30 protein-coding genes are annotated in these 24,985 nt (G+C 47.5%); 11 read left to right on the top strand and 19 right to left on the bottom strand.

Annotated features, from left to right (window positions below; all coding sequences use genetic code 11):
* Positions 1-81: 81 nt before the first annotated feature.
* From vscN to vscU, 8 genes are read left to right on the top strand one after another with little or no spacing between them, the layout of a single operon-like run.
* Positions 82-1,404, top strand: a complete 1,323-nt coding sequence (gene vscN, locus NL646_RS19060) for a SctN family type III secretion system ATPase VscN (protein ID WP_069521563.1) — start codon at positions 82-84, stop codon at positions 1,402-1,404.
* Positions 1,401-1,862 carry a type III secretion system central stalk protein VscO gene (gene vscO, locus NL646_RS19055; RefSeq protein ID WP_005464592.1) on the top strand — a complete coding sequence of 154 codons (462 nt, stop codon included), beginning with the start codon at positions 1,401-1,403 and terminating at the stop codon, positions 1,860-1,862. The genes vscN and vscO overlap by 4 nt, the downstream gene beginning before the upstream one ends.
* Before the next feature lie 9 nt (positions 1,863-1,871).
* A complete protein-coding gene (vscP, locus tag NL646_RS19050; RefSeq protein WP_253664556.1) occupies positions 1,872-3,212 on the top strand; it encodes a type III secretion system needle length determinant VscP in 1,341 nt (446 codons plus the stop codon).
* The gene (gene vscQ / locus NL646_RS19045; protein ID WP_079857775.1) at positions 3,188-4,174 is read left to right on the top strand and encodes a SctQ family type III secretion system cytoplasmic ring protein VscQ; all 987 of its coding nucleotides are present in this window, start codon (positions 3,188-3,190) and stop codon (positions 4,172-4,174) included. Before vscP ends, vscQ begins: the two co-directional genes overlap by 25 nt.
* Positions 4,171-4,821, top strand: a complete 651-nt coding sequence (gene vscR / locus NL646_RS19040; RefSeq protein WP_005377232.1) for a SctR family type III secretion system export apparatus subunit VscR — start codon at positions 4,171-4,173, stop codon at positions 4,819-4,821. The genes vscQ and vscR overlap by 4 nt, the downstream gene beginning before the upstream one ends.
* Positions 4,822-4,834: 13 nt before the next feature.
* Positions 4,835-5,101 carry a SctS family type III secretion system export apparatus subunit VscS gene (gene vscS / locus NL646_RS19035; protein WP_005464497.1) on the top strand — a complete coding sequence of 89 codons (267 nt, stop codon included), beginning with the start codon at positions 4,835-4,837 and terminating at the stop codon, positions 5,099-5,101.
* On the top strand, positions 5,098-5,883 hold the full coding sequence (gene vscT / locus NL646_RS19030) for a SctT family type III secretion system export apparatus subunit VscT (RefSeq protein WP_005464642.1): 786 nt from the start codon (positions 5,098-5,100) through the stop codon (positions 5,881-5,883). Before vscS ends, vscT begins: the two co-directional genes overlap by 4 nt.
* A gap of 15 nt (positions 5,884-5,898) precedes the next feature.
* Positions 5,899-6,954, top strand: coding sequence for a SctU family type III secretion system export apparatus subunit VscU (gene vscU / locus NL646_RS19025; protein WP_005477705.1), 1,056 nt, complete (start codon positions 5,899-5,901; stop codon positions 6,952-6,954).
* Positions 6,955-7,064: 110 nt separating this feature from the next.
* Here the strand turns inward: vscU and NL646_RS19020 are convergent, their stop codons facing one another.
* Positions 7,065-7,982 carry a LysR family transcriptional regulator gene (locus NL646_RS19020; protein WP_015296802.1) on the bottom strand — a complete coding sequence of 306 codons (918 nt, stop codon included), beginning with the start codon at positions 7,980-7,982 and terminating at the stop codon, positions 7,065-7,067.
* 128 nt (positions 7,983-8,110) lie between these two features.
* Here NL646_RS19020 and NL646_RS19015 point away from each other — a divergent pair, with 128 nt between their 5' ends.
* The 3 genes from NL646_RS19015 (at position 8,111) to NL646_RS19005 (ending at position 10,749) form a co-directional block, all read left to right on the top strand.
* Positions 8,111-9,025 carry an alpha/beta hydrolase gene (locus NL646_RS19015; protein WP_253664555.1) on the top strand — a complete coding sequence of 305 codons (915 nt, stop codon included), beginning with the start codon at positions 8,111-8,113 and terminating at the stop codon, positions 9,023-9,025.
* A 71-nt stretch (positions 9,026-9,096) separates the two neighbouring features.
* Entirely contained in the window at positions 9,097-10,035 is a 939-nt protein-coding gene (locus NL646_RS19010; RefSeq protein ID WP_140128131.1) for an alpha/beta hydrolase, read from the top strand.
* 87 nt (positions 10,036-10,122) lie between these two features.
* Complete coding sequence (locus NL646_RS19005) at positions 10,123-10,749, top strand: hypothetical protein (RefSeq protein ID WP_253664554.1); 627 nt, start codon at positions 10,123-10,125, stop codon at positions 10,747-10,749.
* Positions 10,750-10,821: 72 nt separating this feature from the next.
* Here NL646_RS19005 and vopQ read toward each other — a convergent pair whose 3' ends face one another.
* The 18 genes from vopQ to esxD form a co-directional block, all read right to left on the bottom strand.
* The gene (gene vopQ, locus NL646_RS19000; RefSeq protein WP_025574044.1) at positions 10,822-12,300 is read right to left on the bottom strand and encodes a type III secretion system effector VopQ; all 1,479 of its coding nucleotides are present in this window, start codon (positions 12,298-12,300) and stop codon (positions 10,822-10,824) included.
* A 9-nt stretch (positions 12,301-12,309) separates the two neighbouring features.
* The gene (vecA, locus tag NL646_RS18995) at positions 12,310-12,768 is read right to left on the bottom strand and encodes a CesT family type III secretion system chaperone VecA (protein WP_005464648.1); all 459 of its coding nucleotides are present in this window, start codon (positions 12,766-12,768) and stop codon (positions 12,310-12,312) included.
* Between the two features lie 226 nt (positions 12,769-12,994).
* Complete coding sequence (gene vopR, locus NL646_RS18990; RefSeq protein ID WP_047123552.1) at positions 12,995-13,972, bottom strand: type III secretion system effector VopR; 978 nt, start codon at positions 13,970-13,972, stop codon at positions 12,995-12,997.
* Between the two features lie 10 nt (positions 13,973-13,982).
* Complete coding sequence (locus NL646_RS18985; protein WP_005464342.1) at positions 13,983-14,432, bottom strand: type III secretion system chaperone; 450 nt, start codon at positions 14,430-14,432, stop codon at positions 13,983-13,985.
* A 242-nt stretch (positions 14,433-14,674) separates the two neighbouring features.
* Positions 14,675-15,838, bottom strand: a complete 1,164-nt coding sequence (vopS, locus tag NL646_RS18980; protein WP_253664553.1) for a T3SS effector adenosine monophosphate-protein transferase VopS — start codon at positions 15,836-15,838, stop codon at positions 14,675-14,677.
* Positions 15,839-15,841: 3 nt separating this feature from the next.
* On the bottom strand, positions 15,842-16,270 hold the full coding sequence (locus NL646_RS18975) for a CesT family type III secretion system chaperone (protein WP_021822432.1): 429 nt from the start codon (positions 16,268-16,270) through the stop codon (positions 15,842-15,844).
* A gap of 212 nt (positions 16,271-16,482) precedes the next feature.
* Positions 16,483-17,121, bottom strand: a complete 639-nt coding sequence (vscL, locus tag NL646_RS18970) for a SctL family type III secretion system stator protein VscL (protein WP_005464499.1) — start codon at positions 17,119-17,121, stop codon at positions 16,483-16,485.
* On the bottom strand, positions 17,100-17,765 hold the full coding sequence (gene vscK / locus NL646_RS18965) for a SctK family type III secretion system sorting platform protein VscK (RefSeq protein ID WP_021448596.1): 666 nt from the start codon (positions 17,763-17,765) through the stop codon (positions 17,100-17,102). The genes vscL and vscK overlap by 22 nt, the downstream gene beginning before the upstream one ends.
* The gene (vscJ, locus tag NL646_RS18960) at positions 17,758-18,504 is read right to left on the bottom strand and encodes a SctJ family type III secretion inner membrane ring lipoprotein Vsc (protein ID WP_005500485.1); all 747 of its coding nucleotides are present in this window, start codon (positions 18,502-18,504) and stop codon (positions 17,758-17,760) included. Before vscJ ends, vscK begins: the two co-directional genes overlap by 8 nt.
* The gene (vscI, locus tag NL646_RS18955; RefSeq protein WP_005464519.1) at positions 18,504-18,848 is read right to left on the bottom strand and encodes a SctI family type III secretion system inner rod subunit VscI; all 345 of its coding nucleotides are present in this window, start codon (positions 18,846-18,848) and stop codon (positions 18,504-18,506) included. Before vscI ends, vscJ begins: the two co-directional genes overlap by 1 nt.
* An 8-nt stretch (positions 18,849-18,856) precedes the next feature.
* Positions 18,857-19,483 carry a YopR family T3SS polymerization control protein VscH gene (gene vscH / locus NL646_RS18950; RefSeq protein ID WP_253664552.1) on the bottom strand — a complete coding sequence of 209 codons (627 nt, stop codon included), beginning with the start codon at positions 19,481-19,483 and terminating at the stop codon, positions 18,857-18,859.
* Complete coding sequence (gene vscG, locus NL646_RS18945; RefSeq protein WP_005477707.1) at positions 19,480-19,839, bottom strand: YscG family type III secretion system chaperone VscG; 360 nt, start codon at positions 19,837-19,839, stop codon at positions 19,480-19,482. The genes vscH and vscG overlap by 4 nt, the downstream gene beginning before the upstream one ends.
* Before the next feature lie 3 nt (positions 19,840-19,842).
* On the bottom strand, positions 19,843-20,091 hold the full coding sequence (vscF, locus tag NL646_RS18940; RefSeq protein WP_253664551.1) for a type III secretion system needle filament protein VscF: 249 nt from the start codon (positions 20,089-20,091) through the stop codon (positions 19,843-19,845).
* Between the two features lie 11 nt (positions 20,092-20,102).
* The gene (locus NL646_RS18935) at positions 20,103-20,312 is read right to left on the bottom strand and encodes an EscE/YscE/SsaE family type III secretion system needle protein co-chaperone (protein WP_015296814.1); all 210 of its coding nucleotides are present in this window, start codon (positions 20,310-20,312) and stop codon (positions 20,103-20,105) included.
* Positions 20,299-21,600: a SctD family type III secretion system inner membrane ring subunit VscD gene (gene vscD / locus NL646_RS18930; protein ID WP_005464668.1), complete on the bottom strand. Its 1,302-nt coding sequence runs from the start codon at positions 21,598-21,600 to the stop codon at positions 20,299-20,301. The genes NL646_RS18935 and vscD overlap by 14 nt, the downstream gene beginning before the upstream one ends.
* A 5-nt stretch (positions 21,601-21,605) precedes the next feature.
* A complete protein-coding gene (gene vscC / locus NL646_RS18925) occupies positions 21,606-23,504 on the bottom strand; it encodes a SctC family type III secretion system outer membrane ring subunit VscC (RefSeq protein WP_253664550.1) in 1,899 nt (632 codons plus the stop codon).
* Positions 23,492-23,920, bottom strand: a complete 429-nt coding sequence (gene vscB, locus NL646_RS18920; RefSeq protein WP_065767454.1) for a YscB family type III secretion system chaperone VscB — start codon at positions 23,918-23,920, stop codon at positions 23,492-23,494. The genes vscC and vscB overlap by 13 nt, the downstream gene beginning before the upstream one ends.
* 12 nt (positions 23,921-23,932) lie before the next feature.
* Positions 23,933-24,931, bottom strand: a complete 999-nt coding sequence (gene esxD, locus NL646_RS18915; RefSeq protein WP_074534445.1) for a type III secretion system regulon anti-activator ExsD — start codon at positions 24,929-24,931, stop codon at positions 23,933-23,935.
* Positions 24,932-24,985 lie beyond the last annotated feature (54 nt).

Raw genomic sequence — 24,985 nt, 5'->3', positions numbered from 1 at the left:
AACTCCCGACCAATATTCACTATAAATACCAACCCATCCTTTCTATTCTCCCAGCATCAATCATTGCGCATATTTTTTACATTGAACGATTTCTCATACATCACCGATATTCAGCAATCTGCGATCAAACAAACGCGTTTGATCCAAATTCGCGGACGCGTTACTCAAGTAACCGGCACCATCATCAAGGCTGTGGTGCCGGGCGTACGCGTTGGAGAGTTGTGTGAGCTGCGCAATCCCGATCAAACCATATCGTTGTTGGCTGAAGTCGTCGGCTTTCAACAACATCACGCTCTGCTTACCCCACTTGGCAACATGTTCGGCATTTCATCCAATACCGAGGTGAGCCCGATGGGGAAAATGCACGAAGTCGGTGTTGGCGATCACTTACTGGGTAAAATCCTCGATGGACTGGGCCGCCCTTTCGATGGTGCACAAAGCCAAGAGCCAAGTGCTTGGTATCCCGTTTATCGTGATGCCCCGCCACCGATGCAGCGTAAATTGATCGAAAAACCAATTTCGCTTGGCGTTCGCTCCATAGATGGTTTGCTCACTTGTGGTGAAGGCCAACGTATGGGCATTTTCGCTGCGGCTGGCGGCGGTAAAAGTACCTTGCTGGCGAAGCTGATTCGCTCTGCGGACGTAGACGTAACCGTTCTGGCTCTGATTGGCGAACGTGGGCGAGAAGTGCGAGAGTTCATCGAACACGACTTGGGCGAAGACGGTATGGCGCGTTCAGTGCTGGTCGTTGCGACATCCGACAGACCAGCCATGGAGCGCGCAAAAGCGGCGTTCGTTGCGACTTCTATCGCCGAATATTTCCGAGACCAAGGCAAGCGCGTTTTGCTGCTGATGGACTCCGTCACCCGTTTTGCTCGTGCCCAACGTGAAATTGGCCTTGCCGCTGGTGAACCACCAACTCGACGTGGTTATCCGCCTTCTGTTTTTGCCGCACTGCCAAAACTAATGGAGCGTGCAGGCCAATCGGACAAAGGCTCTATCACTGCCCTTTACACCGTATTGGTCGAAGGTGACGACATGACCGAGCCTGTCGCAGATGAAACGCGCTCCATTCTGGATGGACACATTATCCTTTCGCGGAAATTGGCAGCGATGAACCACTACCCGGCCATCGATGTGCTCCGCTCTGCAAGTCGAGTGATGAACCAAATTGTCGAGCCGAATCATCAAGCATCTGCCGCGCATCTGCGTGAAATGTTGGCGAAATATGAAGAAGTCGAGCTGCTTATCAAAATCGGCGAGTACCAACATGGCGCTGACCCGCGTGCCGATCTGGCAATCGCGCAAAGTGACGATATTCGCACCTTTTTACGTCAAGGTACCCATGAGCCAAGCGACCTTGAAGGTGCTATCGCTCAACTGAAAGGCATCGCAGGTCAATGATCGAACGATTATTAGAAATTAAGAAAATTCGTGCAGACCGCGCCGATAAAGCCGTTCAACGCCAAGAATACCGAGTTGCCAACGTGGCGGCAGAGCTGCAAAAAGCAGAACGCTCGGTAGCGGACTATCACGTTTGGCGTCAGGAAGAAGAAGAACGCCGCTTCGCGAAAGCCAAACAGCAAACCGTGCTTCTTAAAGAGCTGGAAACGCTAAGACAAGAAATCGCCTTACTTAGAGAACGGGAAGCCGAGCTCAAGCAGCGCGTAGCAGAAGTAAAAGTGACGTTAGAACAAGAGCGCACTCTGCTAAAACAAAAACAACAAGAGGCCCTTCAAGCCCATAAAACCAAAGAAAAATTCGTTCAGTTGCAACAACAAGAAATCGCGGAACAATCGCGCCAACAACAGTACCAAGAAGAACTCGAGCAAGAAGAGTTTCGCACTGTCGATATTATCTAAAGGTTCATCATGCGCATTAAACCAAGTACGGATACCCCAAGTACGCAGCCTCATTCATCACAATCTCCGATGCCGATTGACGATCATGCCATGCTTCAATCGCGTTTTGAGCGTGCGCTCAAGGAAAACCCAGACCAAACCAAACCAAAGCCAAATGAAACCAATAATCAAGCGGCTTTAGAAGCTAAAAAACCGTTTACTGAAAATTACTCAGAGCGCTCTCTTGCGTCATTACATTCGACAGGTAGCAACCAGCGTAAGACTGCTGAGAAATCTGCTTTTGCTCAAAGTGGTGACGCCGTCACAGAAAATAAAAACAACGAATCAGATACGTCGTCACCTATCGCTCTGAACACCCAAGACAAAACGCCAAGCGATATGGACGCACACATGAAATCTGACATTCGAATTCCTACTACCGGTGATAAGAAACTACCAATGGAGCCTTCGAATAAGCGTGAGAAAAACGCTGACGAGCAAGATGCATTTGAACGCTTGGTCGAAGATCATGATGATTCTAAAACCGAACTCGCGACAGCTAAAACAGCAGAGTTACACGAGTCGACACAGTCGCCGAAAGATACTAAGCACATTCCTACTGCGGGAACGAAACCGGACACTATGGAAACGGTATCCGACGCTTTAGCGTCGACATTAGCATCAACAACCGTTGCGTCTGCGACGTCTGCGTCACTCGCCTCTCATCCTGTCACTTCAGCAGTGCACAAAACTGCAACTAAAACTGAAGTAAACAAGCATGAGGGTGACTCATCACTTGGCTTTAATTCGCGCAATTTGAAAACACCACTCCCGAATGATGAACATCCCAAAGCGAGCCAGGCTGAGCGCACGTTGCTAGATAAAGCCATGTTGGATTCAGAAAAAAGCAGTGACAAGCCGATGCATCAACCAGTCACAACACCGATTACTCAAGGCGATGTGATTTTGAAAGGCATCTCGACTCCACAACCAACTCAACCAACTCGTGAAGTCAGCCAATTGATTCAGCAATTGGTGGATAAAGTGTACGTGGCCCTACCAACGGCATCGAATGAGAAAGAAGTACGATTGTTTCTGAGCGAGGGCCAACTCAAAGGTGGCGAAATCCACATCAAGTTAGATTCGCAAGGTTATAGCGTGACGATTCGACAAGACCATGCGCTTTCCATCATCAATCAACAAGCAAGGCAAGATCTGGCAGAACGTTTAAACCGCATGGGCTTTGAACAGCCTTTGCGCGTCTCGATCAGCGAGCAGACGTCGCAACACGGTCACACACAGCAAGATCAACAACAATCACGCCAACAACGTAGCGTTTATGAAGAATGGCAACCCGAGGCGGATCAATGAAATTAACCATCCCAACAGTCGATGCCGAGAGCATTGCGCTGACCAATCAGCTCTGCGCTAAACAATGCCACTTTCAAGGACGTGACGAGCACAGCATCTCAATAACCGCATCGCAAAAACCGGAATTTTCTGGCTACCGCTTGACCACTCTGGTTGGTGGACAAACCATTCAAGTCGATTTTTGTTCCGCGCAACTGCAGCAATGGCTTCACTCAACTTTGAATGCGACAGCGTTTGAATCTCTCCCAAACTCGTTGCAGTTAGCTCTGCTCAGTACGCAGATTGAGCCTCATGCTGACGCGTTCAAACGCCTATTTGGTCAGTTACCGATCCTCAGCAAATTACAACCGCTGGAACAAAGCGAAACGCAGCGCAATACCTTAATGCTGACGCTAAACAAACCGAGCGCATCACTTTGTTTGTGGGTAAGTGAAGGTCAAAGCGTTTTAGTTGATGCGCTGCCGCCATGCTCGTCGCAACTGACTCAGCATATTGCCCTTCCTGTCTGGCTAAGCCTTGGCAAAACGCACCTGGACTTAAATCAATTCCATTCGTTAGAGCTTGGAGACGTGATCTTTTTTGACCAATGCTACATCGCCCAGCAACAAGCGATTGTTCAGGTATCCAATAAGAATCTGTGGCGTTGTCAACTTGAAGACAACACCCTCTACATCATTGAGAAAGAAACCGATATGAATGACGTAAACACATCCGAAACACTCACAGACCACCAGCAACTGCCTGTGGAACTCACGTTCGACATCGGCCACCAAACCGTCACGCTGGAACAACTCAACCAACTGCAACCTGGGTACGTTTTCGAGCTCAACCAACCGGTGTCTAAGCCCGTGACACTGCGCGCGAATGGTAAAATCATTGGAGAATGTGAACTGGTAAACGTCAACGATCATTTAGGTGTACGTGTGCTTGAATTATTCGGCGGCACTCAGGAGCCGGCATGATTCAGTTACCTGATGAGCTAAACCTCATTGTCAGCCTAGCGTTGCTGGCATTGATCCCGTTTATCGCCATGATGGCGACCTCATTTGTGAAACTCGCGGTCGTGTTTTCGCTGCTGCGAAATGCGCTTGGCGTACAACAGATTCCGCCGAATATGGCGCTGTATGGCTTGGCGATCATTTTGTCGATTTTCATCATGGCACCGGTTGGCTTTGAAACGTACGACTACGTAAAACAGCACGACATTTCTTTGGAAGACTCTGCCAGCGTTGAGGGCCTGATTGAAAGTGGTTTACAGCCGTATCGCGAGTTTTTGAAAAAGCACATTCGTGAAACCGAAGCGATATTTTTTACCGACGCAGCACGCACACTGTGGCCGCAAAAATACGTGGACCGTTTGGAATCCGACAGCTTATTGCTGTTGCTGCCTGCATTTACGGTCAGCGAGTTAACGCGGGCTTTTGAAATCGGCTTCCTACTCTACTTGCCGTTTATCGCTATCGATTTGATTGTTTCCAATATTCTGCTCGCAATGGGGATGATGATGGTGTCACCGATGACCATTTCTCTGCCCTTCAAGTTACTGCTTTTCGTTTTGCTTGATGGCTGGACAAAACTCACGCACGGCTTAGTGCTGAGTTACGGTTGATGAAGGAGAGAGAATGAATCCTGCAGAAATCATCCATTTCACAACGCAAGCACTCACTTTGGTTCTGTTCTTGTCGCTACCACCAATTTTAGTCGCAGCATTAGTCGGCACCTTAGTGTCGCTGATCCAAGCACTGACTCAGGTACAAGAGCAAACGTTAGGGTTTGTCGTGAAGCTCATTGCCGTGATCATCACCTTGTTCATCACAACGCAGTGGCTAGGTGCAGAACTGCACGCTTTTGCCTCACTCGCTCTGGATAAAATTCCACAAATACGATGAGTTACGACGATTTACACCAAGCTTTGTTTCTTTATAGCTTGACGCTGCCAAGGCTCATGGCGTGCTTTATCTTTCTGCCTATTTTGAGCAAACAGATGCTTGGCGGCGCAATGATCCGTAACGGCGTACTTTGCTCACTTGCGTTGTTTATTTTTCCCGTCGTAAACGAGCAAGCATTGCCCGCCGAAACTGACGGCCTTTGGTTGATTGTGATTCTAGGTAAAGAAGTCTTGCTGGGTATGCTGATTGGCTTTGTCGCAGCCATTCCTTTTTGGGCGATTGAAGCCACTGGCTTTTTGGTGGATAACCAACGCGGTGCGGCGATGGCGAGCATGTTCAACCCAACGCTGGGTTCTCAATCCACCCCAACGGCGGTGTTACTCACCCAAACATTGATCACCTTGTTCTTCTCTGGCGGTGGCTTTGTTGCATTTATCTACGCTCTGTTTAAAAGCTACACCACTTGGCCAATACTCGGCTTTTTTCCGATGGTCACGGACGCGTGGGTAAGCTTTTTCTATGATCAGTTCCAACAGTTAATGTGGCTTGGTGTATTAATGTCGGCGCCACTTGTGCTCGCGATGTTCTTAGCCGAATTTGGCCTTGCGCTGATCAGCCGCTTTGCGCCACAACTCAACGTTTTCTTCTTGGCGATGCCCATCAAAAGTGCCATCGCGAGTGTGTTATTGATCGTCTATCTCGGATTAATGATGGATCACTTTGAAGCACTATTTTATGGCATCACTCGCTTTGGCGATCAGCTCAACACGATTTGGAAATAAAGGTTAGGATGTTCTATGAGTGGTGAAAAAACCGAACAACCCACCGCCAAAAAGCTGCGCGACGCCCGCAAAAAGGGACAAGTCGCAAAGAGCCAGGAGATCGTCTCTTCGGCGCTAATTCTGGCACTCATCGCCGTGCTGTTCGCCTTTGCCGATTACTACATGTCGCACATCTCTGCCCTACTTTTGCTGCCAAGCGAGCTCGCATATCAAGGCTTTCAAGACGCATTGATCGATGTTGCCATCGCTATCGCCAAAGAGATAGCCTACCTCCTCGCGCCAATTATTTTGGTCGCCGCGCTTATCGCGATTTTTTCTAACATGGGGCAGTTTGGTTTTCTTTTTAGTGGCGAATCCATCAAGCCCGACATTAAGAAAATCAACCCTGTCGAGGGCGCAAAGCGCATCTTCTCGCTAAAAAGCGTCATTGAGTTCATCAAGTCGATACTCAAGGTGTCTCTGCTTTCCTGCATCATTTGGGTTACGTTGCGGGGCAACATCAACACCTTAATGCAAATTCCAACTTGTGGATTAGAATGCGTCCCTGCGGTGACGGGAGTTATGATTAAACAATTGATGATCATTTCATCGGTTGGTTTTGTCGTGATCGCTGCGGCAGATTTTGCCTACCAGAAGTTTGACCACACGAAGAAGCTCAAAATGAGCAAGGACGAAGTGAAACGTGAATACAAAGAGATGGAAGGCAGCCCGGAAATCAAAAGTAAACGCCGTCAGCTTCATCAAGAACTTCAAGCTTCTAATCAACGCGAAAACGTTAAGCGCTCCAACGTATTAGTAACGAACCCGACTCACATCGCGGTTGGTCTGTACTACAAAAAAGGCGAAACACCGTTGCCTGTCATCACTCTGATGGAAACCGATGCGATGGCTAAACGCATGATTGCAATTGCGCGAGAAGAAGGCGTGCCAGTAATGCAAAAAGTGCCATTAGCGCGTGCGCTTTATGCCGACGGCAACGTTGACCAATACATCCCCAGCGAGTTAATTGAAGCCACGGCAGAAGTGCTCCGTTGGCTGGCGTCATTGGAATCTGATGGTACTCAAAGATAGTTTTATTCAAAGGACAAAGTACGTTGCTTTGTCCTTAATAAAACTCAGGTTGATTTAATATTTCTAGCACGGATACGTCTGCAGAAAGCGCGTATGATTTACTTGTAAACCTAAAGCTCAGCGCGCTTTTCAATCAGAAAATCCATAAGGACGCGGATTTTCTTGGGCATGTTTTCACGTGAAGGGATATAGAGATAAAAGCCCGGAAACGGTTTACACCAATCAACAAAAACGCGCTCCAGTTTCCCTTCTTCAAGATACTTCAATACCCATAAATCAATGTGCTTGATAAGTCCCACACCCTGAATAGCAGCTTGCAACATGCTGTAATCGTCGTTGAACACCGCATTGCCTTTCGGTTCAAATATCACCGTATGTTTATCAACATCAGGAGACGTGAGTGACCAATGGTCAAGTGTGCCACTTGAGGTAAAACGGTACGCGAGGCAGTTGTGATACTCTAAGTCATTCGGCGTTTCAGGTTTGCCATATCGCTTGAAGTAATCTGGAGAACCGACTATCGCGTTTGTCAGATTTGGAGTGATTGGAATCGCGACCATGTGCTCATCCAAGCTAACACCTAAACGTATTCCTGCATCCATCCCTTCCGCAACAATATTTGTCAGACCGTCATCCATGATCAGCTCTAAACGTATTTTCGGATAACGAGATAAAAACTCCCCCAAGTGCGGTTCGATAAGAAGCCGAGCGGCTGTTCTAGACACGCTAATACGAATGAGCCCCGCGGGCTCGATATGTAAATCATTCAGCGAATTTAGGGCTTGCTCAATATTGGTCAATGAAGGATGAAGGGTGTCGAGCAAACGCTGCCCTTCTTCGGTCAGAGACATGTTTCGTGTCGTGCGATTTAGCAGCCTGACTTGAAGTTGTTTTTCTAGTCCTTTGACATGCTGCGACAATGCAGCCCGCGTCACTCCCATTTCGGAGGCGGCTTTCGTAAAACTACGATGGCGCGCTACATGCGCAAACCACGTTAGTGAAGATATTAGGGAAGGTTCAATAGCCATTTGTTAAGTATAACTTAACAGTCATGTGTGTAAAACGATATTTATCTAATACAGTTCGTTCACTAGTATTAACTCAAGGCTTACGCCCCACGAGACAAAACAGTGAAACGCTACAGGAGAATTTCGTTATGTCTAAAGTTACTTTCAAAAATCTAAATGGTATGGGCATCTCTATTGCAGCGGTGATTAACGTTCCTGAAAACTTTGATGAATCTAAACCGTATCCTGCCATTGTTGTTTCTCATCCTGGTGGCGGCGTTAAAGAGCAGACAGCGGGAACCTACGCGAAAAAACTATCAGAACATGGCTTCGTGACTATCGCATTCGACGCATCGTTTCAGGGCGAAAGTACAGGTGAGCCTCGCCAACTAGAAAACCCTCACATTCGTACCGAAGATGTGAGTGCCTTTATCGATTATCTCACCACTCTTGACTACGTAGATAACGAACGCATTGGTGCAATGGGGATTTGTGCAGGTGCCGGTTACACCGCGAACGCAGCGATTAATGACCGCCGCATTAAGGCTGTCGGTACCGTCAGCATGGTTAATATCGGTCAAATGTTCCGTAATGGTTGGGATAACAGTGTGAAAGACAGCGACGCCATCCCTTACATCGAGGCGGGGTCACTCGCCAGAACTTCAGACGCGAGCGGCGCTGAATTTGTCACAATCCCAATGGCACCGTTAAAAGAAGAAGACGCACCAAACGAAGAGTTACGCCAAGCGTGGGAGTATTACCACACCGATCGCGCGGCATATTGCACAGCGCCGGGCTTTGCAACCGCACGTAGTTTGAATCAAATCATCACTTACGATGCGTTTTTCAAAGCAGAAGCGTTCTTGACTCAGCCATTGCTGACCGTTGTCGGTAGCGAGGCTGGCAGCAAATGGATGAGCGATGACCTAATGGAACGAGCGGCAAGTACGGATAAACACATGTATGTCGTTGACGGCGCAAATCACATGGATCTTTATGATGGTGAAACCCCTATAGCAGAAGCGATTGGAGCTCTAGCGCCGTTTTTCCAACGCACGCTTTAACAGATTGATTTGAGATACCAGATAGTTTGGCTCTGCGATCTCGAGCCAAATTTGAAACTAGGAACAAAGATATGAACACTCAAAAAGTAACATTCAGAAACGCAGATATGGCTTGGGATATAGCGGCACTTATTCTACTACCTGAAGGTTTTGATGAATCCAAACGTTACCCAACCATGATAAGCGTTCACCCATTTGGCAGTTGCAAAGAGCAAACGTCAAGCGCGGTATACGGAAAAGCATTAGCTGAGCTTGGTTACGTGGTGATCGCCTTTGATGCGAGTTTTCAAGGTGAATCTGGAGGGTTACCTCGTTATGTTGAAGACCCAAGCCAACGCGTTGAAGACATCAGTCGCGTTATCGACTACGCAGTAACCCTGCCGTATGTCGATGAAACTCGAATTGGTGGCTTGGGAATTTGCGGTGGCGGGGCTTATGTCATCAGTGCCGCTTTAACAGAAAAACGTTTGAAAGCGGTAGTTGGCATTACGCCAGTCAATGTGGGACGCTTATTCCGTGAAGGATTCAGCTTGTACAACCCAAACGGCACGCTGGAAGCAATGGCGGCACAGCGTACCGCTGAAGCTCGCGGCGGAGAGTTACAAATCAACGAACTTCTTCCACCAAGCCTAGAGTTTGCCAAAGAAAATGGCTTAACGGAGCGCGATGTGTTTGAGGCGACTGACTACTATAAAACTCCTCGTGGACAGACTGAAGGCGGAGCCACGCGCATGTTGTTTTCTCATGCTCAGAAAACCCTAAGTTGGGATGCTTTTGCCTTCACTGAAACTTTATTAACTCAACCAGTGATGACCGTGATTGGTCAAAAAGTGGGAGCGTTTGGCGCTTATCGCGATGGTCAGGAGGTTTATGGTCGAGCTGTCGCGTCAAAGGATCGCCAACTAGTTGATCTAGAAAACTGGTCTCACTATGAGTTGTATGACCATCCACAAGCAGTTGGAATGGCAATGGAGAAAGTCTCGCCCTTCTTGGATAAGCATTTGAAGTAATCTGAAATCAAGAGTGCCACCAAACCGGTCGCACTCTTACTTCTCTGTTATTCCTATTTCCCAGTTAATAGCCATAGGTCAGTGACTATGTTTCGATGGACGCTCATCGTTCTATTTATATTGTTCGTACTTTTGATGGTGGTTGCTCTCGTCGTTACTCAAATCGAAAACTCACAATACCGCAAACACAAACAAAAGCAGGAACATCTGCAGCGCTCGTTAACCGGTGAGTCTAAAACCGCAATCGTCGTTTTCTCTCGCTCAGGAAATACCGCCACTCTGTCCGAACATATTGCCAACAAAACAAATGGGCATGTTTATGAAATTTTTGCCAAAAGCTACGAGCTCGGCATTCCAGGATGGATAAGTGCGTTGAAAGATGCCAGAAGTAATGTTGCAGAGATCGTCCCACAGCATATCGACCTCTCCTCTTACGATACGGTTTATCTCGGCTCTCCTATTTGGTTATACAGTCCAGCCCCACCTATTTGGCAATTTGTGAAAGACAACGATTTAACCAACAAACGGGGCATATTGTTTAACTCGTTCAATAGCAAATTTGAACAACACTTTATTGACGAATTTGCTGCATTAGTTCGAGCCAAAGGCGCAACAAGCTTCGAGCATCAATATGTAAAACGAGGAAGAATGGGAGACCAGTTATCTACAGACGAAATGTTAGCCGCGTTTGACCATCTCAACCCCAATCAATAAGTTCACGTTAAACATGGCACTGTTTAAGCGGCGATATAATAGGCAAAAAGGGAGCGAATGCTCCCTTTTCTTTTAAATCCAGCCTTCGGCTAAGTACATTAGTCGTAACTGGCTTGGTGAGCCGAGTTTATCTAATGCATCAAGCTGGGCGTCACTTAGGTTCGGGCTCTTATCGAGATACACACGTCCGTTTGCCGCGTCCAAAGGCAGCTTGTACGTCAACTTCTCGTTGATTTTGTTCGCTTCACCTTTATCCATTGCTCGGACAGCAGGCATCAGCCAATCCCAATCTTCACTTAACAGCTTTTTAAATGCACCGTTCGCCGTAGATTCCGTCTGACTTGGCATGTCTTCATCGCTCAGTTTAAGCAATGAGTCGACATCAGGAACGAGATGTTCACTCGGGCTTGAGCCAAGCATTTGTTTGAGTGTTAAGCGTGCGGCTTCCATCTCTTGCGCTTCTTTTGGCGCTTGAGGTGAGCTCATTGATGTATCTTCTTTAGGACCAAGATACGCCATCAGTGCGCGAACTGCCGCCGGCTCTTGCATGCTAAAAGTGAAATCGCCCTTCACGTTTGAAATTTCCAAACGTGGCAGCACGCCAGACATTGGCCCTTGTTTGAGTTGGTCTTGCACTTCGTTATTTAAGCCATACGCCCCAGCTTGGCCAGCAACAAAGCCCCCGCCGCTGATAATGCCAGTGGCTAAAGCAGTTCCAATGGCTTCTTTTGCTATCGGCGTAACCCCTGCCGTCGCCACAGAGCTTACACCAAACGTACCCAAACCGCCTGTCGCCATACCAAGTGTGGCACCAACTGCGCCCTCAGCGGACAGCATCGCGTGACCAATGGCTAACGTTTGTTGCATTGGCATCGATAAGCGCTGATCTCTTCCCGGCAATTGCGAGATTTGTTCGAGTTGATGATGATACGCTTCGGCATCACCATTGACGGATGCTTTATGAAGTTCACGCCCTGTGGCGACGAGCAAACCCACGCCGGGTAACGCCAAATTGATGGCAGCGTTAACACCCGAGCCTTTCAGCTTCTCTTTTCCCATTTCCAACAACTGCGCGCCGAAACCGTCCATTTTCCCAGGATACTGGTTTTCCAAACTGACCTGCATACGCGGATCTTTGCTGATCGAATCAAACGTATTTTTGAGCTGCTGATAGGTGTCACCGTCGACTTTTACTTCATCAAGTAGGCTCACCACTTCCAAAATTTTTCGCTCGGTTAATGGTTCTCCTCGGTAGCCTGACGGACTGACTAATGAATAAGCCAAAAGTGCGGTTTCTGGTTTTTCTTCCTTAAGCAGTGCCTGCTTCAAGTCGAGGTGCGTTTTGATGTTTTCTTGGAAGAACTTAGTGTATTTTTTTCTTAATACACCTTCGCTAACAGAAGCAAACTTGTGGCCTTTATGGAACGTAGATGGCTCTTTGACTTCGCCTCTTTTGCTGATTACTCGGTCATCTTTTTGCGCGGCAATGGCACGAAACTGTTCCAAATCGGGTACTGGGCTTTGACTGATTTTTTGCGTTGTATTCACCATAACTCCCTCCTACACACGCAGTGGTTGAACATGACTTTGTTCATGATTTGAAGTGGCTGAAAGATCTTGATCCAACATGGCAAAACGCGCTTGCCAAAGTTCGGTCTGTTCGATGATTTCGTGGAACCAAACTGTCAAGTTGGCTGAATTAAGATGCTCGGTAGGTTGGCGACCCGCTAAGACAAGTTGTCGACCATTCGGGGCGAGCGATAACGCCAAGTTGCCGCTGCCTACTCTTTGGTAATTTGCGCGGGCTAATAGCTCTAAGCCTCTTACGCGCAACTCTCCCGATTTTTCTAAGCCGCCAAACGCAACAGAGAGCATTAAGGCGTCATCTTCTGTGGCGGTGAAGTACAGCACGAATCGATCATCAACGAGAAGCTGACAACGATTTCCATCTTCTAAAATGAGCGGTGGTAATTCATTTAAACGACAAAACTCATCGAGCAGTGGTTGAATCGTGTTCATAATCTTTCCTCTTGTTTCCGTCACTCTATTGAACACCGATTCCCATTTTGACGATGTCGCTAATGGTTTTATTTTTGTCACTTTCACCGTTTCTTTGTGATGATGGCCTCAGATACAACCTCAATTTAACTATTTGGTTTATAAATAAAAAAGAGCAACACTCAGCTGCTCTTTTCTTACGGGTTCGATTTTCATATTCGATGTTAAATCAACGTACAAACCTCGATTAACCAAGTTTGTGGCTATCGAAAATCACTTCTGTTGGGGGGAACATGTTCGATACTGGCGGGCGTTGGGCATCACCGAACATGGTCGCACCAAATGCTGACGCCGCCCAAGGATCGACGATTTTTACGTCTTTATTCCATGTCGATGGGTCTTTAATGTCGCTGCCTTCTTGTCTCCCCACCAATACATAAAGGTGCGTGCCAGAATGGCCTTTTTTAAACGCCACAACTTCTACTTTTGGCTGGTTTTCTGGTGTGCCCGACATGCCTTGAATCATTTCAGCAGCGGCAGCGAAAGCAAATGTGGTACAGCAACCTGCCTTGGCATTTTGTACATACTTAGCAATGTTCTGTAATGTACTTAGCTGCGGAGCATTGCCTCTTTGAGCGGCAGCTTGAACTGCGCTGGCAGACATGGTCGCTCTTTGATCTTGCGCGATACGTGCTTGGTTCGCGTAAAGAGCTTTTAGCCTTGGCGCGCCTTTTGTTTCATAAAACTGCGACCCTTTTTGACCAAACGTATTTAAGTCTGTACACGCAAAATCCCCCAGCTTTTGAAGGTTGTCTTTGTGCCCGTTGATTAGCGCCACGCTGGATGAGGCTTTGCTGGTTTTGGAAGACGAGGTGTCGGTTTGTGCGGCAGGCCAATGCGAACTTGGGCCAGACGACAATCTTTCAAGATTTTTCAAATTGCCGAGCGTCAGTTTATTTTCGCCATTGAGCACGTTTTGTAGCATTTGCTTCGCCACATCTTTTGGAATGCCCTGCTTGGTGAGCAGATTCACCACGATGTCTTTCGCTTTGTTCTGATGGCTAATACGAGCGCTCACGCTTTTGTTTTTTGGCGCACCTTCTTTGACGAAAATGTCTTTGCCGTTGTGTGCTCGAATCTCTTTATCGTCCGCTTGATTCTGTGTCGCTAAATGTGACGTCAGCTGGCTCAACGACTGCATGTGTGACGTATTGATATTAACCATGTAAAAAACCTTAAACTTGAATAAACGGGTGTGAGCCAGTTTGTTGGCTAAAATCGACAACCGTGTTGTTTTGGAACAGTTGCACCCAAGTGTCACTCAACTCATTCAACTGACTGATCACGTTGGCTAATTGGCTGATCTCGGTGTCTGCCGTGATGGCGATTTGAAGCAAAATGTCTTTGGTGGTTGGGTTGATGCAAAACTGCACTCCGCCCGTTTCGCGATACAAAAAGTTGTATTCCAGCAGCACTTGGAGCTTGTCGGCGGTGAGAATATCTTTCTCTACCACTAGGCTTTTTGAGACAAGCACCTCGTTCTTCTCTTGCACAAATTGCACATCGATAGCGTTATCTTCGCTGAAACAGAGCGACCACATTTGATGCTCAAACTCTGTAACACGCTCAAGGTTGAGTGAATCCCCTAGCTCTGCGAGAAGAATATTGATCTTTCCGGTATCCATGTTGTTTCCTGTTAAATTTGATGACGGCTTATTGAATTAAGCGCATAAAGGTGAGGGACATTTTAGGGTGAGCTTTGAAGTTGGACTTTATTTAAACGTCCGAATTTTATTGCTATTGGCCGTTTCAAAAGTCGATGAGATTGAATCGCATGAACAGCGGCAACAAAAAGAGCGGCGCTCGCCGCTCTTACCAACATACAAATACCAACACCGAAAATCACTGAGTTATTTGGTGCGCTAAGTTATTTGATACCGTGAAGGCTATTTTCGGCATTCATCGCCAGAGGATTGAACGAGTCATTACGCAGTTCAGCGATGGCATAAAGCATGCGCCCCATGCGTCCGTTGCCATCGGTAAAGCCATGATAACCAATCACACCAGCAAACAAATGTTTACCGAGGTCTTTGTCCGCAACTGGATTCTCTTTCAAAAAGCCTTCGATGTGTTGCTTCAACATGCCTTCCCCACCAATACTAGATGGTAATGTGCCGCCAGAGATATTTGGCCCACGGTAATCGCGTTCTACATTTGGTACCAAACGAGCATGTAACTCTTTTAGGTTGTCCATATTCAGCAAGTCTTTACCGTTGGTCGCGTACTCTTTCAATAATGACGTGATGTTTTCCGCATCGTTCCCTTTTGAGTTTGAAGCGTTGATGATCCAAGCCGCTGCGCGTTCAACATTGTTCGTCACGCCAGCTTTATTGAAAGCGTCTTCAGGAAGATCTTCTGCATACACGCCTTGGTCTAAATCCGTACTTGCTAACCCTTCAATATGTCGCTGCGCTGCTTTTAGGTGCATCACCTCCATGTCAAAGACAGCTTGCATTTGGTTGATGCGTACTTCTGGATTTTTCTGAGCAGCCGCCACGCCACCACCGTAATCTTTCACCACACGCACCGCGAGCGACTTAACGGCATCATCACCAATCAGCGCTTTGAGGTTCTTGCCAGAATCCGTCTCTAGCATCACTTCTGTCATGGCTCGTTCGGCAAGTTGGCTCAACTCAGCGGCGTGAGACTTCACCATTTTGCTGTCCAACTTCGCAAACGCATTCAGAACATCTGAAGGCGTTTTGAGGTTCGCGTCTTTAAACAACATCTGACCATGCTCGACAGAAGACGATGTTTGCAAACGTTGAGCTTGTCCCTGTTCGTTGTCAAACACTGCTTTTGTGATCGCTTTTGCCACAGACTGCGTGTTGCCTTCACGAAATAATTTCCCAGTAGCTTCAAAGAAGCGCGCGACTGCACCACTTGTAGGGTTTGCGCGTGTAAACTCTTGAGTAGCAGCATTGATCGTATATTCCTTACCACCAATGCTGAGTTTGCCTTCATTTAGAATCTCATTACGAGCTTGTGGCATCGCCGCTTGCAATGCACTCACATTTCCAAAACTGATCATGATTTACACCCTTAATGTAGAGAATTGGTTAGCATCCATCACTGGCGCGCTTGGCTCGTCACTGATTGTTGAGTTGGTCGTGCTTTTTAACCACTCAATGAAATTGCCGAGAGATTCATCCAAAATCGCTGCATCCAGCCATTGCTGACTTAGATGAACAAAGCCAACAAAACCGACTTCCTCGTCCCAGTAAACGGCTGGTGAGCCTTGAGTGAGCGACGCTTTCATGTATTGCAGCATCACGTCATGTTCTGGTTTGTCGCCAGAAATCAAGCCAATGAGCGTCAGGCGATCATCCTCAGCACGCACAGTGATTGCCGTGTCTTGGTCAATCAAAAGATGACAGCAATCGTCGCCATCAAAAACCAGTTGTTCTATTTGGCAACGGTGAGCAAAATCCGTCATCAAAGCGGTAATAAATCCATTAGCCATTTGAATGAATAATCCTATAGTGCTTGTTACGAATTCGGCGGACGAGTCATGAAAACAGAGTGACCCAGGCCGTTTTGATGCTGTTATTTTTCATCATTCGGCGCGATTAATATGCTAAAGATGGTCGGATTTTTTTCGTTTTAAGACGTTTGAAAACAACAAAGCTCAGCAATGTGCTGAGCTTTGTGTTCGATTGATTTGGCGGTGACGCTCTACTCTGGTGACGTCATTTTCCGCTCACTGAGTTGTTTCACCATCGCTTGCTTTAACGCCTGAATCTGTCCATCGATACTGGCGTCAATAATGCCGACTTCGGTTTCCAGTATGCAGCCACCGTTTTTGAGGCGCGCATCGGCAACCACATCGACATAACCCACTTCAGGAAAATCACTCAAAACGCCAGCAACTTTCTCTCTCACGTCAACCACTTGCTCAGGATGAACGTGTAAGATCACTTGCTTTTGATTACTCACCAATTGCAGCGCTTCTCTGACCACGCTGATCGTGGTGTCAACGTCATCAAATGTGTCGATGATTTTACGCACCGCGTCTAAGACGACGTTCGTCATTTTGTGCTCAACTTGCAGGTAATATTCATTGCAGCGAGCCAAAGTAGCGACCATCGCCTGCGCATTTTCTATTTTCGCCTGCTCCAAACCATCTTGATAGCCGCGCTGCTTTTCGGTTTCATACGCTTGCTGCGCTTTAGCAATGATGCTGTCGGCTTTCGAATTCGCCGCTTCAACCAAATGTTGCGAATCGAGATAACTAACGTAATCCTTGGCTTTGAGCACCTTTAAACCTGGCGCTAACTGCAAGTTGTCGGTTTTTATTTCAACAAATGAAACCATTGGGGAATAACCTGTTTTGCGATTTTTTTGGTGAGTCGGTACGCGAGATCACGTTGCTCTTCAACGAGCCAAGAGGTGTTTTCTTTCACTTGGCTAAGTGATTGATCGAGCTTGAACTGCCAACGGAGCAAAATATCGTGAGAAGAGCTCGCTAAGATGAACTTCATCCATGCGTAGCCCTGTTTGAGCATGTGACGTTCAACTTCGTCTTCTTTCATCATGTCTGGTAGCGCTTTTTGCCAACCTTTCGGCCATTGTGACAACAACATCGGCCCTTGCTGAATAAGAAAACGGGCGATATCCAAACCAAACACGTTGTTCAAACACTGCTTGGGCTTTTTAAGAACCACTTGGCGCATCGCAAAACTGTGCAACGCCCCGCCAATGGTGAGCATTAACGTACTGAGCGCATCAGGAGGAAGCAGAGCCAAGCTATGGTGTGGCTTGTTAAAAGCCGTTTCTGGCACAGGCGCAAGCGCCCACTCTTCTAAACACCAAAGGTTGAAGTTTGGGTTATCTCGCCAGCCATCCAAATTAAGAAGCCAAGGCTGTTTTGGCACGATCCAGTTTTGCTCTAGGTACTGACATGGGCAGTAGTTGAACTGATGCAGCACCTGAGCCATCGGTGTTTCAGGTTTAACCACGCTTTGCGCTCCTGCGGCACCACGTGAACGTCGCGACATTCGAGCCAATCAATAGCAGTACCATAAACACTAAAATCCCGATGAGATGGTTCGCCGTTTCTTTGGTAACTTGTACCGACAAAATACTTTTAAATTGGTTGCTTTGAGTCGTCACTCGCACCTCCGAAGATGGCACCATCACGACGCTAATGCGGTCGTAATTCAGCCCTTCAATACTGTTGTTCACCAACAATTTGATTTGAGGCACGTAAGAGTCCAACGCTACATCGGCAGCATGTTTAATAAACACCGATGCCGAAGCAGGAGTCGGACGCTCGCCTGGGCGAAGATCTTGATCTTCGAGTACCACGTGGACTCGCGCCACCAGCACACCATCAATTTGCGACAGCGTTGATGACAATTCTTGCGATTTTGCGTAAACCAAACGCGCTCTTTCCGCCAATGGCGAGGAGATTAAATCGTCTTTCGGAAACACTTCTTTTAACGTCGAGAACTGCTCTCTTGGGTAGCCTTTGCGTTTTAATGCATCAACGGCGAACGCGATTTGCGAGCTATCGACCATCAATTTTACTTTGTTGTCTTTGTCCGGTTCTTTGGTCGCCACCACGCCTTCCGATAACAAGATCGACAGCATTTCGTTGCCTTCTTTTTGGCTCACATTGGTGTAAAGCTCGGTTTGGCAACCCACCAAAAACAGCGCCAATACAAGGCAAAGCGCGCGCATTTTATTTTTCATCATTACTGCGCCTTCAAAAGCGTTTCGACATTCTGTGTGGTTTTACCCACGGTTTTCGCGATCAACTCTTCTTGAAACGTGATTCGCGTTAACGCCCACTGCATTTGCAACAGTTGCGCAGGATCGTCACCGACCATTTTCATGCTGTCTTGCAGACTGCTTTTCGCGTTGTCGATGGTGTTTTTTAGTTCGCTGATGTTTTCTAGCAAACCGCCTTCTAAACCGTTGTTCCCCTCCGGAATAGACATGGCTTGTTCAAAACGCTCACTCAGCCCGTCTTCGACTTGAGCATCTTGCAACTTCTCAAGGTTGGTTTGCATCACCTCGGTGTACTGTGTATTGATCATGTGTACTCCTACGACAAATCTAACTTATGGCTGTGAGTCATGATGTTCTTCACCATCGCGTTTTTTTGGATAACAAAACTCAGCTCTTCACGTACTAAATCGACTGTTGATGTCATCTCTGGCAAAGACTTTAACTCTGCCCAACAATGCCAAAGCGCTTGTTCTTTCTGAGCGCCAAGTGGGAAGCTTTGCGCAAGCATCGCTTTTAATGCTGCTCTGTCTGTTGGCGGCTCAGCCATTAACTGGCCAGCAAAATCTCCGAGCAACTCTTGTTTCAGAACGCTCAATAATTCCGGAACGGCATCATCCGTTCCTTTGGCGCTTTTCGCCTGATGAAAGGCGTACCACAGCGCTTCTTTTTGCGTTTGAGGATCAGAAAAAACGTCCTTTAACGAAGAAAGCACGCTTTGTTTAGAGACAGTCTCTGCTTCCTTGATTGACGCATACCAATCTTTAATTGCGTTGAGTTTCTCTTCTACTTTTGTCAGCGTGTCTTTGGGAGCTGAGCGAGAAACTTCGGCCGTAGTTTCTCGCGTCATAAGCTCGCTCATTCGCTTCGCATCGTCGCCTTCATAGTGACGAACCTCGGTTGAATGAGCGGGCGTTTGTCCGACAAAGCTAGGGTCGGCTCTCATCCAAGATTCCTAATGTCTTGGGTGAAGCTCGCCGCAAAAGCTTGGCTTTCTTCGCTGCCTTGAGCTGCCAGTTCCATCCAACGTTCAGCTTGGCTTAGTAACCCTGCTTTTGCAGCCGCTAACGCCGCCAAACTGATCAGGTCAGGATACGCGGTGCAAAGTGGCTCAAGTAATCGATGTGCCTCTTCGTACGCGCCTTTGTTCATCAGGCTCATCGCACGAATCATTACTACGACTTCTTCAGAGTTCGAGGTCTCCTCAAGGCAATCAGCAATCGTATTGGCCTCTTGATGACGATGCATCCCCGTCGCCATCAAAGCAATTTCAGCCAACAGCTGGCGTAATTCTCGTTCCATGCATTACACCTTCTGCAGGATCGACTGCATTACATCTTTGATCGCACGAGTGGTGGTTGCGTTGATGTTGTATACCACTGACCATTTGTTGATAGCGTGCTGAAGTTCAGCCAGCTTAGATGGATCGTCCGCGTTGGTTTTTAGATATTTAATTGCATCGGTGACGGATTTGTTCGCGTCTTTCGCTTGTAGCTCAAGTTTCGTTTTAACGTCATCGAGGTTTACACTGTTGGTCGTATCGTAAAATGACATAGGATTTCCCTTTATTTTTGGTTAGCTTCGTATGCTTCAATCACAACCTGTGCCGCTGTGTATGCTTCATACTGTTTTAGTAGCAATTGATACTGCTGCGGAGGACATCCCAAGTCCAACTGACGCTTTACCGCTGCCTGTGCTTGTAAGAGCTTGCTCTTAATGTTTTGCACTTCAATGCCACTTAGGTCGTTATTTAGAATCTGTTCAAGATTTGTCATGGTTTTTCTCGCCTTCGTATCCAAGTTCAATAGTGATAACGCGCCCGCCTTTCACCAGCTCAATCCCTGCTGGTGTTACGCTGGATATGCGATAACCCTGCGGAGTGCGAGCCCCTACCATGTAGCGAACGTTATCGGTAAGAATGACGTATGGCACTTGGCCAAAATTAACGCTACGAAACGGGAAGTCGATGTCCGTGCCTTTGCTGACTTTGGGAATCGATTTCAAAACCAGATACGGCTTTTCACCATACTGCTCACGAAAATCCCGAGTCACGCCGTAAAAGCGTGTAGTTTCGATGTCGTCTAATTCACCACGTACTTCAATGCGGTCACCACTTGTCACTAATTGAACTTTTTTAAGCAGCTCCGCGTTGGTGAGCAGCTCTTTTAATGTGTCCATGTACGCGCCTGCACGCTGCAGTTCGACTTTCCAAGCGACCAAACCGGGTACATCGCGTTCTAAAATTTGTTCAACTTGGTTCCATTTGCTGGCGTCATCGATGTAGCCCGTCAGCAGCAACGTGCCAGTTTCATCCCCGTTCTCGACTTTCACTTGGTGATAGCCAAGGTTACGAAGAATAAAGCGCACGCCTCGGCGGATTTCTTCCATCGTTCTTAGGTCACTTTTGTAGTTAATACCCAGAACATCGATTCTTCCCAGCAGTTGCAGTTTCTGCGTTCTGTCTTCGACATAACCTTCTAAAACCGCTTGATGAGCAGTAGCGTTCCACTCCACACGCACATCATTGAGCCCAAGCTCATTTAAAATATTGCGTACCAACACAATCGGTTCGGCTTCTGCCACAACTTCACTGTCATTGCCATTGGCTTGGCTGTACCACATGCCAGCGAATATCGCGCTTGGTATCGCGCTGCACAGCACGGCTATCAGTGCGGTTCTTTTCCAGCTTGTGCTTTGCGCAGTAACGACTGGTGCATCTTGTTTGGTTTGAGCATCCGTAACGTTGGTGACAATCAGCTCGTCTTCAACGTAACCCAGTGCAAATTTCACCACACCAATAGAGATCACCGCATGGCGCTCTAACTCGATGCCCGATTCACCAACCGCTCGGTTTTCACCGTTGATGGTTACGTCCTGACATCCACGCAACATCACCGATTCACTGTCACACACTAAGGTGAAGTGATTGGCTTCTACGCCAGCATCCGATAACACAAGGTCTGCGATAAAGTCGTCGCTACCTAAAACCAATGCGCCTTCTGGCAGTGTGACTTCAACCCCGGAATGCACGCCGGATAAAATACGAATTTTCCATTGCTGCATTTCGGTTATGGCTCCTCTGAAGGGCGAACACATTCGGCCTGTGAAAGGTCACATTCTGCCACTTTGACTCGCCAGCCTACTTGCCCGGACGGCAATTGACATTGAGTTAGCAGCGAGGATTTTTGCTGTGACAGTAAGTCTTGCTGATAACGTTCTGCCTGCGTTTTTGACGTACAGCTGAATACTTCAACAACCGATTTAAATTCTGCGCTATTGTTCGAGATATTGTTGAGCTGGCCAATACTCGGGCGCAAATCATGCTCATTACCTATCAGCACGCTGTCGCCAATGCCATCAACCACGATTCTCGGCTCGATAATGAACATGCGAACTGTTCGGCGCGTTGTGTTGGTATTACTGCGGAACAAAGCACCTAGATACGGAATGTCGCCCAACAGTGGGACTTTACGTAGCTGATGGCTAACTTCGTCTCGGTATACGCCACCAATGAGTAAGCTTTGCCCTTGTTTTACCGTCGCTAACGTACTGATTTCGGTTTTACGTACCGATGGAAGATCATCCACACCACCATCTGGGATCTTTGCGCCATCTTCTAAGTGAAGGCTCAAGTTGATCTCTGGTCGCGTCGCGAATCTGTCGCCGACGATACGAGGCACAATGCGCAACAAGGTGCCATACGTCACTTCTTCCAAAGCCGCCGTCTCTTTGCCAACCAATTTGACGTAAAACGTGCTGCTGTTGTTTAGCACCGCTTCGACGTTTTCTTGCGTGAGCAGCGTTGGTCTGGAAACGACTTGCGCACTGCCTTTCGATTCCAATAAACGAATTTGTGCCAACAAGTAGTTCAAGTTGGTCGAATCCAACAAGGACTTGAAACTCTGACCACTGCCCAATGTGACATCGCCGTTATCAACGTCGCCGGTTGTTTTGATGTCGACAATGCGGTTGTTTCCAACCGATACACCCGCACGCCAATCCACACCGAGCTGACGTAAATCGTTTGCGCTGATGTCCACAATAGATAACGCCACCTCGATACGAGATTGTGGCTGATCGAGTTGAGTGACCAGCTTGCGATATAACGGCAGTCTTGCTTGGGTATCGCGAACGATGATCGCATTCAGCCCCGGCTCCGCTTCTACGGTTGCACCGCCGTGCACAGACGCAGTTTTGCCGCGAGGTTTTGCTGCTTCTGCGGGTAATCCGTTTACAGGCGATGCTTGTACAGACGCAGAATCCGTAATTTGAGTTTGAACACCGCCAACCACACGGCTCAATACCGAAGCAATCCCCGGAACGGTAATGCTTTGGTCGCGATACGAGATACTTCTGTCCGTCGCCGAGGCATATTTAAGCGGAATGAGTTCCACAAACAGCTCATCCGTCGAGTTGGACTTTTGCAGCAATCGGCTCTCTAACGCTTCTGCGGTTTGCACTACCAACTCAACGTAACGTGGCGGCCCAGCTAGATAGACCAGCCCTTTGTTCTCGGCAGCGCGCCAACCATAACGAGCATCCCAAACACCGGTTGAAATCAAGGTACTGCGAAGCTCGCGTGCGGTAAGCAGTTCCAATTGCAGCAACCGGGAGCGCGTTTCTGTCGCTTTGTAAACGTGCAGTACTGCGCCATCGAAGTACCACATCAAGTTATAAACTTGCGCTAGGTAGTCGAGAAACTCCGCTGGATCTTCTGGCGTGAATCGACCACTCACTCGGTCATTCACTTTGTCGCTCACCGACACCGATACTCGATAGTTGGCACCAAAGTTGTTAAGCAGATCTTTCAGCGAATCGTTATCGGCATAGTAACGAAACGGTTGTTCTGGCCAATTGAGGTCTGTCGCTTGTACAGAAAACATCGGAACGACACACAGCGCGCACAATGTCATTTTGGCGGCAATGCGCCCTATTTTTGGCATGAGAGTTCGCATTACGGTAACCACACATGATGACTGATGGTGTGATTAACACGCTCGTGTTCAAGCAATTCCATGTAGCGTTCACACACGGTGGCATGTTGCGCAAGAAGTTCTGCAAACTGGTCATTTGAAGTATTTTCTATCATCGCTTTGCCTTGCAAAATCAATTGTTGATCAGCGTTTGTGGTGAGCACGCTTGGCGTATCTCGAAGCGTTTTTAGTGATAGCTGCATACAACGTTTTAATGCTTGTTCTTTCTGGTAATCGAGATGTTCATTGAATCGAAGTGGTAAGGCAGTTTCCCATAAGATCCATGATGAGTGCTGTTTGATTGTCAGTGTTAACTGGTCTACTTCGATGGTGTAAGCGCCATTTTCTCCGGCAATAAAAGGCCCTATCCCTAGCGTTTCCGCTAGAGATTTCATCATTTTATCTAACATATACTGCCCTATTTAAATCTGGCTGAGATGGTTACAAGCCTGACCGCATTGGCCACTTTGAATATCAAAATAGTAGTGATCAACATCGCCAACGATCTGCATGTCTTTAAACCATTGCCACACTTTAGCAACGGCATTGAGGTCGTTATAAACCACGTCACATGCATCCCAGACTTCATTGAGATCCGGTGCTTGTAAACGAGCCTCAGAGCACCACGTTTTCCAATCAGAGATGAACATATCCGTCGTTGAAGTGTAGTCCGCCAGTTCTTTCAAGTTGCTTAACGACGGTTGCCACTTATCGACCAACGCTTTATGAGATTCAATTACTTGTGACTGCTGCTCGTTCAGTGTATTTAGCTGCGCTTTTAACTGCGTTTGCTGGCTCTCAATCAACGCAAGTTGTTGTTCAACAAAAATCGCGCTGGTGTCTTCTCCCGATAACTTCGACCAGTACTCTTTTTGAATATCCAGCTGATTCATCAGTTGTTCCACTTTGACCGAGGCGTGCAACGCACTTTGGTCGGTTTGTCGATGAATCCATTCGGTCAACGCCAAGTAGCAACAAAGGATCAGCGTTTTTGGCGTGGCCAAGTTAAAGCGAAAGCCCAATCGAGAGTTGATGTATTCGAGCCTCTGCTCAAAGGTCGCCACTCGTTGACTGTCACTTAACTGAGCGCCAATTTCTAAAAACAGACGCATGGCAAAACGGTCAATCGATGTACCCAATCTCAAATACGTTTTCACCAATTGGCTGGCGCACAAACTGTCCACCACACTTCTGTCCAACAAGCGTTGCAACAACGATAACTGGTCGTCATTCAGCACCCCTTCACTCAACAGCTGTCGGTGATTCACGTGGACAACATTGAGATCCTGTGATGGCTGAGACGCACTCTCATATCGTGCTCCTCTTTGCAAAACAGTGACTTTCCTTTGCGTCACAATGCTGTCAGGAAAAAGCGAACGGCGTCGCCAATGCTGCTTTTTCATTTGTGTTCTTCTCCGCATCCCTTTCGAACACTCCAGAATGAAAGGGATGTAATAAATTTGAATTATTCGTTC

It is taken from the genome of Vibrio sp. Y20_XG_PY13 (assembly GCF_024181925.1).
Lineage (GTDB): Bacteria > Pseudomonadota > Gammaproteobacteria > Enterobacterales > Vibrionaceae > Vibrio > Vibrio parahaemolyticus.
This window is presented reverse-complemented; position numbering and strand designations above follow the sequence as displayed.